The organism is uncultured Roseibium sp. (assembly GCF_963675095.2).
In the GTDB taxonomy this organism is placed as follows: domain Bacteria; phylum Pseudomonadota; class Alphaproteobacteria; order Rhizobiales; family Stappiaceae; genus Roseibium.
This window is the reverse complement of record NZ_CAXXSJ010000072.1, coordinates 92,739-108,342: the sequence shown is the minus strand read 5'-3', so window position 1 is coordinate 108,342 and position 15,604 is coordinate 92,739. Positions and strand designations below refer to the sequence as shown.

Sequence of the window (15,604 nt, the reverse complement as noted above, 5' to 3'; positions counted from 1 at the left end):
GGGCATACTTAAAGAATTCACTTCGATTTGGCCTGCACGCCTAGGGAAAGCCCAATCATTACAAAAGACTGTCAGGCACAGTAACCCATGTTTTTCATTTTCTGGAAGGGTAGAAAACGCTCTCTAGCGCCGTTGCTGAATCGTGTTTGGCGCAAAGGCCTGCATTCTTGTTTTTAAATACCCGTCGGCGTGAGGCCAGGTGACAGTTCCCGTAAAGCAGATTTGAGACGGGTGTCTTCAACGACCGCCCCGCTGAAAATCAACGTCTTCAGGTCTTCACTGTTCACGATAGAGCTTTCCAGAAAGGACAAACTTCCCGTTTTCTGGAGTTCCTCATATTGCTTTCGCCAAGTTGCGCCCACGTTCAAAGGAAGCTCGGCATTGTTCATCAAGGCCCTTCCGCCAACGCGTATCTTGTTGGTGTACTGAGCGCGGGATCGAAGCGGAAAGTGCAATATCTCCAACCCTTCCTTCAACTTGCGGGGCTTTTCGATACCGGAAACGGCATGATTTCCATCCGCAACAACCGCCTTTTCCGATGGGCGATGCGCGACCTTGGGCGGCAAAGGGTTTCCAAGGGGGTTCAATGAAACCGTCTTGCGATAGGTCATCCGCTCCCAGAAGGGACGTGGCAGATCCCCTGCCGTTTCATCCTGCACACAGACGAAATCATGGCGCCGCGCTTCGATGATATTCCATTCCTGGCACTGCGAAAAAAACGTTGCCAGGTTCTGATGTCCAACCGGCATCCAGAATTCATCCGCGTCTGAATGAACAACCCAGTCAGCATGAAATGTCTCACATGCCATGCGCGCCATGCGCGTAACCCACCTGGATTGAGAGTGGGTATCTGAGTCTTCAAAAAGATATGTCGCAACACCCTGGCTTACGAAGCTTTGTATTATTTCGCGTGACCTGTCCGAACTCAGGTTGTCGGTGACAATGATATGATCAATTCCCTGGTCCAGATGGTAGCACATGTTTGCTTCAAGGATTTCTTCTTCGTCCCGCACCAGAAGGGTCATGACCAGGACCATCGGATATCCTCTCCTGCGCCGGTGTCCGGCGCGCCTCCATATTGCTATATCCCCTACGCGTTTTTTCATCCCATCGGCAAACAGCGTCGGTCTACCATGGACGTTTTGCCGGAGGACAAACGACTTGGGGTAATAGCATCAGAGTGCCGATGCCTGTTGTCGCCGACAGCAGGTGCGCGGATCGACCCCTTTAGCTAAAGGGCAGCCAAAGCGCGATCTTCGGGAAGACGATCAACAGCACCACGCCCGCCAGGAGTAGCAGGACGAAGGGGAGAGACCCCAGGGTGATATCCTTCAATGGTATTTCACCTGCGACCGCCTTGATCGTGAACAGGTTCATTCCCACGGGCGGCGTTACCAGGCCGATTTCCAGCAGGAGAACCAGAAGCACGCCAAACCAGATCGGGTCGTATCCGAGCATCGTGATCACCGGATGGACGACCGGCACGGTCATCAGCAGCAGTGAGATGGCATCCACGAACATGCCGAGCACGAGATAGATCAGGATCAGAACGCCGAGGATCGCAACGGGCGGCCACGGAAGAGTGCCCACCTGCTCCACGATGATCTGGTTGAAGCCCCAGGTGTAGACCGCATAGGAAAATAGTTGCGCGCCGGTTACGACGAACAGGATCATGGCCGAAAGCCGCGCCGATTCCACGATTGCCCGGAAGAGCAGCTCGCGTGAGAGCGTGCGGGCAATGGCGGCAACGATGACGGAGATCGCAACCCCACCGGCGGCCGCTTCGGATGCGGTCATCAAGCCGCTGTAGATCGTTCCCAGGATGACCAGAATAATCACGGTCAGCGGCAACACGTCCCGGACGAACCGCGCCATCCGGCCGTCGTCGTCGACACTTTTTTCCGGCACCGGCGCACAGGATGGGTTCGCCACGGCACGCACCAGAATGTAGCCGTGGAACATCGCTAACAACATGAGTGCCGGCACAAGGGCCGCAATGAAGGTCAGGCCGACGGATTCCTCGACCAGCGAACAATAGACGATCAGCGGGATACTCGGCGGGATCAGGATCCCCAGGGTCCCGCCCGCGGCCAACGACCCCGTGCTGAGGCGCAGGTCGTAGCCAAAACGGCGCTGGCTCGGGATGGCGGCCGTGGCGATGGTCGACGCGGTCGCGATACTGCTGCCGCTGACGGCGGAAAAAATACCGCAGGCCAGGACGTTTGCGTGCAACAGTCCGCCCGGGAGCCGGACAAGCATGCGGGCTAGCGCTTCGTAAAACCGCTCCGCGATCCGGGCCTTCTGGACGATCTGTCCCATCAGGATAAAGAGCGGGATGGCAATCAGCGTTTCGCTCGAAACCGTGTTGTAGACCGTGTGGGCGAGGCCGGGCAGATATGCCGGGCTGTAGGCCCAGGTCCAGAATATCCCCGTAAGCCCCAGAACCAGCGCGATCGGGAATCCGGCCAGAAGCATCACGATGACGCTCAGGCCCATCAAAAGGAGTTCGGTCATTGCTCCAGTTCGTGCCTTTCGCCTTCGTGGAAGAGAAGACGGAGCTGACTCAGGAAGGTCAGAGCAAGTCCCAGAACCACACCGAATTGCAGGATGGACAGCGGCAGGCGCAGAATGCCCGCGTCACGTGCGCCGCTATGATAGTTTTTCAGGGCCAGATCCCCGCAATACCAGATCAGCACGCCCAGGTACCCCAACATCAGAATGTAGCCGAGAAACCTCAAGGCCCGTCGAAGCAGGGGCGGCAAAGTGCCGGAGGCGATGTCCGTGGAAAGATGCGCCCGGTTTCGGGTGAGCCAGGGCAGGCACAGCACGGTCAGCCAGGCCATCAGGATGCCGCTGAGTTCGGAGCCCCAGTAGAATTCAATCCGCATCATGCGGCAGACCACTCCGATCAGGAGCAGGAAGAAAATCGCGACGAGGCAGAAGGCCCCCAAAGACTGGGCAAGGCGTTCCATGCCTTGCCCGATCTTCCGCGCGCCTGATTGCGTGCCTGACGGCATCAGTCGCCTCCGAGTTGCACGCCCAGTTCCTCGAGCATCTTGCGGCCTTCAGGTCCGGCCCGTTCCGCCCAGGCGGGGTAGGTCACGGTCACCGCGGCGTTGCGCAGCTGCTGGTACATCTCCGGTGACGGCTCGATGAGGTTCAGCCCCTGCTCGCGCAGCCCATCCTGCTGGGCTTGCGTGAACTTCGGCATGAAGTCCCGAAGATCGGCCTGGGCCTTGTTCAGTTCGTCCATAAGGACCGTCTTGTAGTCGTCCGGCAGTTCCGCAAAGCGGTCCTTGTTCACGATCGGTCCGGAGGATGACATCATCACGTTCGCAAGGAAACCGGTCTTCAGCACTTCAGACCATTTGAAACCGGTCACGGCCCCCTGTCCGGTGATCGTACCGTCGACCGTTCCGCGCTGGAGCGCGGTGTAAAGCTCGGCAGGCTGGATGTTAATGGGGCTTGCGCCAATGCCGGTCAGCAGCTCTGCCTGCTCGGGCGTGGAACCGCGGATCTTCATTCCCTTGAGCGCATCGACGCTATCTACTTCCGACGAAACCCAAAGCTGGTAGGGGTCGTAGAACCATGTGATCAGCGGCTGGGCATTGTAGTCGTCAAAGATCTTGCCGAGATAGGCGCTGATGGTCGGCTTCGACCAGGCCTCGACCTTCTGTGCCTGGAGTTCGGCCGGCGTCGTCAGCTTCTCCGGCAGCAGCGGAAGTTCCGGGCCGGCCAGCAGCGGATAGGTCGACGCATTGTAGTTGCGCAGCCATTCGGCCATGTCGATCAGGCCGTCGCGGGTGATCGTCAGGGCGTCATTCACCTTGAACGGCGTCTCGCCGTAGGTCACGAAGCGGATCTTGAAATTGCTGTCGGTGCGTTCCTCCACACCCTTGAAGGCTTCGATCATACGCGCGGCATAACCGTGGCCCGCAGGCACCACGCTGACATAGCGCCATTCCACTTTTTCCTGAGCCATCGCAGGCGTTGCCAGCGCGCAAGCGGCAGCAAGCAGCGGCAAAATGAGTCTTTTCATTTAATCCTCCCTAGCGAGTCCGATCCCACCGACCTCGCTTGATTCATGGACGGGCTCCAGTCAATGGATGCCGCAGCACCAGAATGTGCACATGTGGAGATAATTTGTCTACCCCTGTGATCATTTTCTTTTCAGCGCGCTGATCGGCAGAGATGCTTCATCGTGCCCGTTCCGCCTCCAGCCGCTTCCGGAGTTCGGTCTTGAGAACCTTACCGTAGTTGTTCTTGGGCAGCTCCTCGACGAAGATATACCGCTTGGGTTTCTTGAACCGCGCGATCATGGAGGAACAGGCCGCATCAAGGTCGTCCGCATCGAGCTGCGCGCCCTCGCTGGGTACGATGAAAGCCACGACGATTTCACCCCATTCAGGATCCGGTGTGCCGACGACCGCGATCTCGCTGACGCCGGCGTGGGTCAGGAGCGCCTCCTCCACCTCGCGCGGATAGATATTCGAGCCGCCGGAGATGACGAGATCCCTGGCGCGGTCATGCAGATAGAGATACCCGTCTTCATCCACGTTCCCCATATCGCCGGTCATCAGCCAGCCATCTACGAGCGACTTGGCGTTGGCCTCCGGGTTGTCGAGATAGCCTTTCATGACCTGCGTTCCACGAACGGCGATCTCGCCAATGCCGCCCACCGGCTGTTCGGTTCCGTCACTGCCGAGGATCCGCACCTCGGCGACACTGTGCGGCCTGCCGACCGATGACAGACGCTGTTCCCATTTCGGATGGGTCTTCGCCGCCAGATCCGCGCGCGACAGGGTGGAGATCGTCATCGGCGCTTCCCCCTGACCGTAAATCTGCACGAATTTGGGGCCCATCGCCTCCAGCGCCGCCTGGATATCGGCGACATACATCGGACCGCCGCCATAAACGATGGTCTTGATCCCGTCCCCAGTCCCGCCGGCGGCGCGCACGTGATCGACCAGTCGCTTCACCATCGTCGGCGCCGCGAACATGGAGACATTCCGAAGCGTTTCTGCCAGTGACAGGATTTCCCCGGGATCGAAGCCGCCGCTCTCCGGTACGACGTGGCGCGCACCGCGCAAAACATGCACGAAGTTGTAAAGGCCCGCGCCATGGGACAAGGGCGCGGCGTAGAGGGCCGCATCATCGCCAGAGACATCGTCCACATCGGCAAGATAAGCCAGCGACATCGCCATCAGGTTGCCCGCGGTAAGCATCGCTCCCTTCGGGCGCCCGGTGGTTCCGGACGTGTAGAAAAGCCAAGCGGTATCGTCGGCTGCCATCGGTTCCGGCCATGCCATCGGCCGCTGCGCCAGAAGGCCTTCAAAGTCGCCCCCCCGCGGGGCAATGCAGTCCAGACCGTCGGCGATGTCGCCGGTTTCCCGCAAGGCTTGCGGGTCCTTGGCAAACACCAGTCTGGCCTTCGAATGATTGACGATCCAGGCCGCTTCCTTCGCATGCAGTTTGCCGTTGATCGGCACCACTTCCGCGCCCGCATACCAGATGCCATAGAGGATCGGCAGATAATCGATCGAGTTGGGCAGGAAGAGCGCGACCCGGTCACCCCGGCCAATGCCCCGTGCTCTCAGAGCCGATCCGATCGCCGCCGCGCGTTTCCCAAAGCCGGCGTAATCGGCGACCTGGGTCGCTCCGAGAAAGAGGGCGGGCGCCTGAGGCGTGTTCCGCGCTGTGCGCGCAAGCCATTCCGCCGGATTCATTTCTGCAGCTCCAAAACGCATGAGACGCGGATGGTCGGGACCTGTTCGAAATCAGGGTGTCCGTTTTTGATATGGCCCCCGGCGACAATACATGATTGCATGACATCCTCCATTTTGGTGCCGCATCATAGGAGCCGACCCGAGGCAGACTATTCGGCATTATTACCTAACTGCATGGCTGTGGGATGACTCGCAAGGATTTCGAAAGCCGGATTTTCGAGAATGCACCGATCGGTCTGCTCTACACGGAAGAGCGCATCATTCTTCGCTGCAACTACCGTTTTGCCGAGATGTTCGGATACGAGCGCCAGGAGCTAGAAGGCCAGTCCCTGGCGATTCTCTATCCAAGCCTCGACGACTTCGACACCACCGGCCTGCACTGGACAAAAGAGCTGAGCCTGCACGGGCAGTTCTCCGATGAGCGCATCATGCGCCGGAAGGGCGACATTCTTTTCTGGTGCCGGGTCCGCGGTCAGTCGCTGACGCCGGCCCAACCTCTCGCCCAGGCCGTGTGGACCTTTTCCGATCTTTCCGGAGAGCGCCCCGTTGCGGCTTTGACCCGTCGGGAGCGCCAGGTCGGGATGCTGCTCGTCGAGGGCCTGACCGCAAAGGAGATCGCGCGCCGTCTCGATATCTCGCCGCGCACGGTCCATGTGCACAAGAACCGGCTGATGTCCCGCTTTGGGGTGCGCAATTCCCTCGAACTGGTGAGGTGCCTGACGACCATGCCGATCTGAGCAGGCTCAGAAATTTATTCTTGTGTATGGACAAATAATTTCTGCTGGTGTCTTTTGGCGACATCCTGGGCGAACGCATTCCTTGTCGCCTGTTATCAGGGAGGTCGCAGAAAATGGAACCGAGTCCATCGGACAGATATTGGAAACCGCTTGCGGACCCGGACTATGTCCACCGGGTCCGTGAGCATGTTCAGGCGCATGTCGCCCCCATCGCCGCGGAGATCGACCGGGAAGACAAGTTTCCGCTGCAAATGGTGCGCGATTTCGCAAAGGCGGGCCTGACGCAAAGCATCTTTGCCCCGGAATTCGGAGGGCATGGCGACTATCGCAAAACGATCGCCCTGTTCGAAGAGCTCGGCTATACCAGCTGCGCGGCCGCCGTTTCCGTCATCACCGTCCTGCAGGCGCAGACGATGATCAACAAGTTCGGTAGCCAGGAGCTGAAGGAGCTCTACATCCCGCGCCTCGCCCGGGGCATGACGGCTTCCTATTCCCTGACGGAGACCAGTCACGGCAGCGATATCCGCTCGCTCGACACGAAGGCGGTCCGTGACGGCGACCATTGGGTGCTGAACGGCGAGAAAAGCTTCATGACCTCGGGTGAGGACGCCGAACTCATCGTTCTGCTGGCCGAAACCGAAAAAGGCGTCTCCGTCTTTGCCGTCACGGAGGACATGCCGGGGATCGAGAAATATATCGGCGAACACTCCGCCACGTTCGGCCTGCGGAACGGCCCCCACGTGAACATGAAGCTCAACGATGTCCGCATCCCGGCAAGCCACATGATCGGCGAAGAAGGACGCGGCGTGAAACAGGCGGTCATGACCATGGCCCATTCGCGCACCTGTACCGCCGGCATCTTCGTCGGCATCGCCCGGGCCGCTTTCGACGGCGCGCTCGGCCGGGCCAGCGGCCGTGTCGCTTTCGACAACACGGTCCTGAGCTTCCAGGGCATCCAGTGGTACTTCTCGGAAATGTTCACCGAGATCGAGGCCGCCCGCCTGCTGACCTACCGCGCGGCGGATGCGTTGAACGACGGCGAGGAAGTGGACCGCCATACCAGCGTCGCCAAGTTCAAGGCCGGCTCCGTTGCCACGGACGTATCGCTGAAGGCCATGCAGATCTGCGGCGCATGGGGCACGTCCGACAAGACCCCCTTCTCGCGCTACATCCGCGATTCCAAGACCTACGAGATCGGCGCCGGATCGTCCGAAATCATGAAAAACACGATTGCCAAATACCTGCTTCGGGAGATCAACACATGACACCGCGTACGATCAGCGAGCTTTTACGGGAACACGGAGACAGGGAGTTCCTGGTCACGGACGGCGGACGCTACACATTTGCCGAAGTCCACGACCTGGCCCGCAGGTTCTCTACGCTGCTGCGGGAGAAAGGGATCCAGAAGGGAGACCACGTCGCGATCCTCGCCGGCAACAGCGCCGCCTATGTGGTCGCGTGGTTCGGCTCCGCCCTTGCCGGCTGCGTGACGGCCACGCTCAACAACATGCTTCTCGCGGAGGGAATGCGCTACACGATCGATCAGTCGGAAAGCCGGATCCTGATCTGCGACCGGGCCTGGATCGATACCAGCCACAAGCATCTGGACAAGCGCCAGAAGGACCTCCCCCTGGTTGCGATCGAAAGCGAGGCTGCGTTCTTCGACATGCTGCGCACCTATGCGCCAGGCGAAGAGACCATGTTGCCCATCACCGAGCCGCTGGCAATCCTGTACACCTCCGGCACCACCGGACTGCCGAAGGGCGTGATGAACAGCCAGGCGACCTATTACCGCTCGGGCGCGCAAGCGGTCAGACTGCTGGAACTGACGCCGGACGACAACGTGATGGTCGTCCTGCCGATGTTCCATGTGAACCCCCAGATGATGGGAACGATGTCGTGTCTCGTTTCCGGGGCGACCATGGTTCTGCGTCCCAGGTTTTCGGCCAGCGCCTTTTTCGAGGACGCCGAACGGTTCGGCGCGACGGGATGCACCTTCGTGGGCACGATCCTGTCGATCCTGGTGAACCGGCACCGGGGCGACCAGAAGAACCACAAGATGCGTTTCTGCTTCGGCGGCGGCGCGCCGCGCGAGGTCTGGAAGGTGGTCGAGGACCGGTTCGGCATCATGGTCTACGAAGCCTACGGGATGACCGAGCTCGGCGGCTGGACCAGCTGCAATTCCCGCACGGTGCGCCGGTTCGGGTCCTGCGGCAAGGTTCGCGACGATATCGAGCTGATCGTGGTGAACGAACACGACGAGCCCGTCCCGCCCGGCGTGAACGGCGAAATCATCGGCCGGCCGAGGGTCCCGAACGCGGTCCTGTCGGGCTACTGGAACAAGCCGGACAAGATGGTCGAATCCTGTTCGAACCTCTGGTTTCACAGCGGCGACCTCGGTTCCTACGACGAGGACGGCTTTCTCTATTACCACGGGCGCATCAAGGAACTGATCCGGCGGGGCGGCGAAAACATCTCGCCCATCGAGATTGAATCGAGCCTGATCCAGATGGACGGCATTGCCGATTGCGCCATCGCAGGCGTGCCCGATCCGGTCATGGACGAGGAGATCAAGGCCGTCGTCGTGCGCAAGGATGACATTAGCCCGGAGGATATCATCGCCTACCTCTCCGAGCGTTTCCCGCGTTACATGCTGCCGCGTTATCTGGAATTCGTCGACAGCATTCCGAAGACGGCAAACGAAAAGGTCCGGCGCGAGCTGATCAAGACGATCGAGCCGCCGGTGATCGACCTTGGCGCGAAATCCATCGATCGCGGCAAGCCGGTCAGTGCCGGTCAGGAAGCTGCGGGGTAGATCCGAGGTACTCCTCGACGGCGTCACGCAGCGTGGCGCCGATCTCGCTCATCCGGTCTTTCATCCGTTCGGTCGGACCGGAAACGAGCAATGCGTAACTGTAGGGCGGCATCGCCAATGGAACGGCGATGCCGGCCAGGTTTTCCGAGTAGCCTTCGCTGCCCTGAAACCAACCCCGCTCGAGAGACGCGCTGATGTCCGCCTCGATGTCCTCAAGGCTCATCAGCGTCTTCGGCGTGAACCGGGTGAACTTCGTCTTGCGCAGCACGTTTTCCCGTTGCGCCTTTGTCAATTGAGCCAGCAGCGCCCGGCCGAGAACGGTGGCGAAAAGCGGCACGGTCTGCCCCACCGAAGCGGTAAACCGGACAAGGCTGGTCGACTCGTGAACCTGGTAGAACAGGGCCTGCGTGCCGCTGATCACCCCGACCACGGCCACCCAAGATGGCGGGGCACCTCGGCCAATGTTGCGAGCCTGCGAAATCGGTGAAAATGCGCCCGGAGAACGCGACGCAGGATTTTTTAGCAAGGTGATGGCTGCGTCCCAAGCTAGAATATCTGCTTCAATTAAGTATTCTGCCCACCGTTACACATTTCCCATAGAAAGAACTCAAAAATTCTTTCAAGTTTTGACGCATGTCAATTTGTGACCGTTATCACATCATCGATACAGGCCGTGTCATATATTGAAATCATGCGGCTTAATTCGAAGGAATAGAAATGAACTTGCCGAAAGCAGATCTGCTGACATCGGCCTTAACGCTAACAAACGGCTGCGTTTGACGCAGTGCGGGCTGATCCGCTTTATTCGCAAGCGTATTTTTAAAGGAGTTTCTTATGGGCTTTTACAGGAAGTCATTCACTGTTGCCGCATTCCTTTGCGCATCAGGCGCACCTGGCACATCCGCTCTTGCCGATGTCTGGACCTTCGAGACGCCCTCGAAAAACATCCAGTGCACCGTAGAGCAGGAAGCCGGTGTCCAGTCCGATATCACCTGTACCATTATCGACCGATCCGGGCCGCTGGCCTTGCCGCGCCCGATCGGCTGCAATTCAGACTGGGGGCATACATTCTCGATGCGGGAGCGCGGTCCCGTCGGGATCCTGTGCCAGACGACCGACCGCTCAAAGAACGGCTTCGAAACGGCCGCCTATGGGGTGACCGGGAATTTCGGCGGGTTTAACTGCCATTCCTCGACACAGGGGCTGACATGCACCAATCGCGATGGCAACGGCTTTATGCTTGCCCGGCAGCGGCAGACCGTTATCGGTTCGGCGCTTCAGCCTGACAGTGCTGCCGTCTCGCCAGCGCAGCCCCGCTTCTTCGCAGCTCCCCAACCTCTGTCCAACGCAGCGGCCTATCTGAGGGACCAACAGATCAGTCTTGCCTGCCAGGGAAGGGGCGGAACGATCAGCCCGGACGGACTGATCCAGCGCGATCTGACCGGCGACGGCAACGACGATCTGATCATCGATCACAGCGGCATCAGCTGCAACGGTCCCAAGGCCTCCAGCCTTGAGTGCGGAACGCAGGCCTGTTCGGTTAATCTCTATGTTCGAGAAGGCCGGCTGTTAAAACTCAAGGCCCAATTCCTCGGGCGCAATGTCATCGTGGGAGAGGGAGACATTCCAGCTATCCATGCGCGCGGCCGTGAAAACAGTGACGGGGCCGTCTACTGGACCGGCAACAATTTTGAATGGCGGCAAAACCCTGTTGCCGCCGGTGTTGTGTCAAGCCAACCGGCCACCCCTGCCCCGGGTCAAAAGTTTGCCGATTACCCGCCGGCCGACACATTGAAGACGGCTGCACAATTCCCGGACTTCAACGGACGGGATCGCGCGTTCAGATCCTACCGGACGAGAATCCGGGAAGGGGTCAGCGCAGGCGTGAACTTTGCCGGACACTATTCATTTGTCACCGTCGGATGCGGAACGAATTGCCGGTTCGGATATGTGGTCGATCTCCGCACGGGAGAGGTCTTTGACTTTCCCTATGGCGGTGAAGAGCAGTATCAGATGGACCTGCTCTTCTCTCCCGACAGCCGCCTTCTCAAGGTCCGTTGGAAAGAAAGCTGGGACAGCGAAACCTGCGCAGAAAAGGACATGCTGGTCGAGGGAACGAAATGGCGAATTCTCGCTGAGCGAACCGTTCCCGCAGACGACGGTCTTTGCTACTACGGCCCCGACGCGGCGCCGGACCAAGTTGCCACCACGGCAGGTCCGGCAGAAACGATTGCCTCCGGCACAGCTCCTGCGACGACTGCCGCGGCACAAGGCATCAATGATGACCTGAAACAACACTGGCTGGTCACGGAACAATATCTGCAGACACTGGGTTTCGATCCGGGTCCTGTCGACGGCGCAATCGACGTGGCGACCATCATGGCCGTCAAAGCCTTTCAGAAGGCCTATGGGCTCGAAGCCATCAATGAATTTCCGCCACAGCAATTCGCCGTTCTGGAAGCTTTGGCGAAGGCAAAGACGGCCGTCGCGGAGGCACCGGCGGAAGTGCCCGGGCCGCAGGTTTCAAAGGTAAATTCCTTCGCGCCGAAAGCCGGCCCTGCACCAGACGCCAACCCGACCGCGCAAGGCGCGCGGCCGGAAGACCTGCGCGCGGGCCTGCGCCTGAATTCCAGCCCGGAACCGGTCCGGAACGAGCTCTATCCTGACGCCCGTTTCAGGCTGATCGACGGCCATGCCGCGTTCGATGAAAACGGCGAAGGGACACCGGATGACTATCGTGCCTGGGCGTCCTGGATGCTCGCGAACCTTCCCCTCGCCGTTCCGGAAATCATCGAAAAGAACGACGAGCTGGCGGTGCTTTACGCGCATGTTCTGTTGACAGAGGCGGAAAGGATCGGGATCGAGCAGAATCTTGGCCTGCCTTTCAAGCTGTTCCTGTATCAGAACGACTATCAAAACGTCCGGTCTAGAAATCGGAATATCTGGGCCTTGTCCACCGCGGTAATGCGACATTCCCAGGACCTCGTGAATCGAAAGCTGGACGAGTTCACCCGGCCATCGGCGATGGCCGAAGTCCGAAGGGTATTGGCACAAAAAACGTCCGTCGCTTCGGCCCGGATGCCGCTTGCCGCGGTCCAGATCTACAATGTCACGTTGGGCGAATACGACTTTGCTTCGAAAAGCTTCCCGATCGAAGCCATCCGGGGGGCAGGAAACGCCGCACAATCCAATCCCGCAACAAGCAAGATCCGTGAGTTTGCAAAAGATTCCTATGGTCTGTCGGCGAAGATCGACACCGACGTCAAGGAATTCCCGATCTCCCTTCCCATGGACCCGCAAGCCGCCAAACGCTTCGTGGACGAACTTGCAGCACGGCGCGGCGATCAATATCGCAAGATCCAGGTCGGTATTTTCGGCAAGCTCAATTCCGTCGCCTATGCTCCCGAAGACAGTACCGAGCGCAGGACCGCCGTCCTGTTCTCCCAGAACGTCTCCCGCATCGATTTTGCGATGGACGATGAATTCCAGGAGGTCATCCACCGGGTCATTCCGGACAAGCTGGAGGATGCGGAAATCGCCGCCGCGGTGGAAACCGGACAGAAGGGTCCGGCAACGCTTTACGAGCCGGAGTACCTTGTTGCCGCTATCTCAAACGCCTTTCCCGATTTCCTCGAGGCGCAAGGCGTTGCGGAAACGATGATGCAGGGCCGAATAGAAATCGAGAAAGCCGATCTCGAATCCTACGGGCTCGACGGCAATATGGTCAGCCGGATCCTTCGGCCGGAAGTGGTCGATGGAACCCGCACGCCGAATTCGGATGACCTGCAAAAATACCTTTCGTTCCTGGAAGGCCGTAAAAAGGCGGGGCTGAGCAGGGAAATCATCCTGCCGCTGTCGGTCTGGGTGCGTCAGGGGAACGATGGTGGCAAGTTCATTGAACCGGCCCGTCCGGTCGACCTCGTCGCCAGAGGGCTCAACCTGGCTTCAATGCGCTTTGGCGGCATCGGGTCGAACACAAACTACAGCGGCAATGCCTTTGCAGAACCTGGACGTATCGTCCTGCCCGCTTCGAGCCTGCGCGGCAAGGAAAGGCATAGTGATGCGCCGGTGTTCTTTTCCCTCAAGCTGGACAAGTCCGACACCAATCTGCCCCTGCCGCTTCAAGGCCGGCTGAAAGAGCCTGCCACAGACAGGTCGGGAGACCCGAGGCCCTTCGCCGAAGAACACTATGACGGCGAATTGCGCGGCCATGTCGTGCTCACCCTGGAGGGTTCCCCGACGGTTCTGGAAAATCAGAAGAACATCCGCAGCGGCAGGGCGGTCATCCTCAACGTGTCCCTGAAACGGATCGCGCTTCTGGACCGGGGAACGCCGATACGCTTCGACTATGACAACAACGGACCGGCGGATGCCGCGAAAAGCAGCCAGGCGCAAAATGTCGACGTGCCGCAGTCGCTGTTCCTGGACGCCGAAACGAGCGACCTCCTGGTTCTTCATCACCTTCCCGAGACTGTCACCGATCCGGACTTCGTCCGCATGCTGCTCGCGCGCTGGGATTATGAAAACAGGCACCGGAACATCAACGAAAAACCGGTCTGGGGACGTTTCTTTGAAATCGGCCAGCCCAGGCCCGACGATCAGGCCATTCAGGCCCTGCTCCCCTCGTTCCGGAAATGGTCCGAAGCACGGGCGGCGAACCTGCCCGAAACGATAAGGATCCTGACCAATACGGCCTATATGCCGGGCAACGAGACCCGTGGATTCGGAACAACCTTCGCCAACCCCAACCTGGTCAACACCGGATTGATGAGTTGCGAAACGGAAGTACGGGTCATGAAAGGGCAGACCGGTACGCCCGCGAACAAGCAGAAGACGGTGGAAAATGCCTGTGCCTACATCCGCTCGGCATTCACCAAACCGAGCAACGTCGCCTACATCGGCCGGACGGAGAGCCTGCCCGTGGATATCCGGCGGAACCGAGTGGCAACTACGGGCGCGGGAAATCCCGGCCGGCACGGCACCGTTGGCATCCGGGTCGAATGCGGCCGATATTCGGACGGTCGTGACGACTATTGCCTCGCTGCCCAGAAGCTTCTGAAGGAGGCCTATTGGGGCAAGAAGGTCTTCGCGCTCGATGATGCCTACATATTCGACAAATACGCCGCCTTCACGGACCAAATTGCGGCCGGAACAAAGGGAAAGTCCCATGATGTCCTGCTGACCGTGAAAGTCACCGGCATCGAGCGAAGCAACCGGGCCAAGCTGTCACCAAAGGAAATGGCAATCACAGACGCAAACCGGTTCCTCGTTGCGCAGAAAATCAGAGACGGCAGAAGCGGCGATTTCAACGAAACGCCGGAAGTCGTCGACATGAATTTCTTCACGCTCGAAGTGCAATCCGCGACGCTCTATGACCGGGAAACGCACAAGACTACGATTGCATTTCCATTGGCGGTAGCCTCACCGGCAGCGGACCAGGCGCTTTTGACACCGGTTGCGCAGGAAAAGGTCGAGACACCGACACAAGCCTACGGACAGGACATCGTCGGCCTCCAGCTCGGCATGTCGTTTTCCGAAGCCGACCGTATCATCCGCGACCACATGGATGTCGGACGGGTGATCACCGCCAATGGCGGTTGGGACAGTTTCGAAGTCACCAACCAGATCACCCCCTACACCTCCGGTCTTGCCTATGAGTCCAGGGACCGCAAGGAACTCATCATTATCTTCGACCAGCCGCCGTCCGCCTCGAAAGTGGTCCTCGGAGCCGTCCGGCAAGTGGCTTTCGAAAAAGGCAAGGTCAGCATCTCCCAGGTCTTTTCAGCCGCGCGCAAGAAATACGGTCCGGCGGCTTTCCAGGACAACGGAACATTGTCATGGGGCGACAATCTGGCGTCAGGCATTACCTGCACCGCCTTCATCGGCGCGCGCCAGAATAAAAACGTCTGGACAACCGAAGATCAGTCAGACCCCTGGCCGTACAAGAACAGCACCTTCCGCGGTGGTGGCGGCAATCCACCGGTGCCGACCAACAACGAAACCAGATCGCTTGAGTACAAGGCCAAATGCGGCCCCGGTCTCACGATCACTTTCGACACCCAGGAAAACAGAGACTGGGACCGCCTGGTGTTCCGGCTCTATGACCGGAAGAGCTATCTGGATCATCTGACTCAGAGCGAACAGATGGTGCGGCAGGGGCATATGCCGACAAGTGAAGGTGCCAAAAAGAGCGAGGACCTCAAGATCAAATTCTGAAGGCGGCTCTCGGTTTCCCGGGCGGGGGGCTTAGCCCCCTCGTCATTTCGTCAGGCCTCGATCACTTGACGTCATGTTCTGCCGGACGCAGGTCATGAGTCGACCTCCTC

General features: G+C 59.4%; 10 protein-coding genes. 4 read left to right on the top strand and 6 right to left on the bottom strand.

The features are described 5' to 3' along the window. Window positions 1-173: 173 nt before the first annotated feature. From ABIN98_RS28890 to ABIN98_RS28870, 5 genes are all read right to left on the bottom strand, one after another. Window positions 174-1,037 carry a glycosyltransferase family 2 protein gene (locus tag ABIN98_RS28890; protein WP_346915747.1) on the bottom strand — a complete coding sequence of 288 codons (864 nt, stop codon included), beginning with the start codon at window positions 1,035-1,037 and terminating at the stop codon, window positions 174-176. A gap of 190 nt (window positions 1,038-1,227) precedes the next feature. Continuing rightward, window positions 1,228-2,514 carry a TRAP transporter large permease subunit gene (locus ABIN98_RS28885; RefSeq protein ID WP_346915745.1) on the bottom strand — a complete coding sequence of 429 codons (1,287 nt, stop codon included), beginning with the start codon at window positions 2,512-2,514 and terminating at the stop codon, window positions 1,228-1,230. Next, window positions 2,511-3,017 (bottom strand): TRAP transporter small permease subunit, encoded by a 507-nt coding sequence (locus tag ABIN98_RS28880; RefSeq protein ID WP_346915743.1) that lies wholly within the window; start codon window positions 3,015-3,017, stop codon window positions 2,511-2,513. The genes ABIN98_RS28885 and ABIN98_RS28880 overlap by 4 nt, the downstream gene beginning before the upstream one ends. Beyond that, window positions 3,017-4,039, bottom strand: a complete 1,023-nt coding sequence (gene dctP, locus ABIN98_RS28875) for a TRAP transporter substrate-binding protein DctP (RefSeq protein ID WP_346915741.1) — start codon at window positions 4,037-4,039, stop codon at window positions 3,017-3,019. Before dctP ends, ABIN98_RS28880 begins: the two co-directional genes overlap by 1 nt. A gap of 157 nt (window positions 4,040-4,196) precedes the next feature. Beyond that, window positions 4,197-5,726, bottom strand: coding sequence for an AMP-binding protein (locus ABIN98_RS28870; protein ID WP_346915739.1), 1,530 nt, complete (start codon window positions 5,724-5,726; stop codon window positions 4,197-4,199). 185 nt (window positions 5,727-5,911) lie between these two features. Between ABIN98_RS28870 and ABIN98_RS28865 the strand changes: the two genes are divergently transcribed. The 3 genes from ABIN98_RS28865 to ABIN98_RS28855 all read left to right on the top strand — a co-directional run bounded on the left by ABIN98_RS28865 (window position 5,912) and on the right by ABIN98_RS28855 (window position 9,278). After that, the gene (locus tag ABIN98_RS28865) at window positions 5,912-6,463 is read left to right on the top strand and encodes a LuxR C-terminal-related transcriptional regulator (protein ID WP_346915737.1); all 552 of its coding nucleotides are present in this window, start codon (window positions 5,912-5,914) and stop codon (window positions 6,461-6,463) included. Between the two features lie 113 nt (window positions 6,464-6,576). After that, complete coding sequence (locus ABIN98_RS28860; protein ID WP_346915735.1) at window positions 6,577-7,728, top strand: acyl-CoA dehydrogenase family protein; 1,152 nt, start codon at window positions 6,577-6,579, stop codon at window positions 7,726-7,728. Continuing rightward, complete coding sequence (locus ABIN98_RS28855; protein WP_346915733.1) at window positions 7,725-9,278, top strand: AMP-binding protein; 1,554 nt, start codon at window positions 7,725-7,727, stop codon at window positions 9,276-9,278. The genes ABIN98_RS28860 and ABIN98_RS28855 overlap by 4 nt, the downstream gene beginning before the upstream one ends. Here the strand turns inward: ABIN98_RS28855 and ABIN98_RS28850 are convergent. Further along, entirely contained in the window at window positions 9,250-9,708 is a 459-nt protein-coding gene (locus ABIN98_RS28850; protein ID WP_346915731.1) for an IclR family transcriptional regulator C-terminal domain-containing protein, read from the bottom strand. The two genes, ABIN98_RS28855 and ABIN98_RS28850, sit on opposite strands and share 29 nt — an antisense overlap. Window positions 9,709-10,112: 404 nt before the next feature. Between ABIN98_RS28850 and ABIN98_RS28845 the strand changes: the two genes are divergently transcribed. Then, complete coding sequence (locus ABIN98_RS28845) at window positions 10,113-15,494, top strand: peptidoglycan-binding domain-containing protein (protein WP_346915729.1); 5,382 nt, start codon at window positions 10,113-10,115, stop codon at window positions 15,492-15,494. Window positions 15,495-15,604 lie beyond the last annotated feature (110 nt).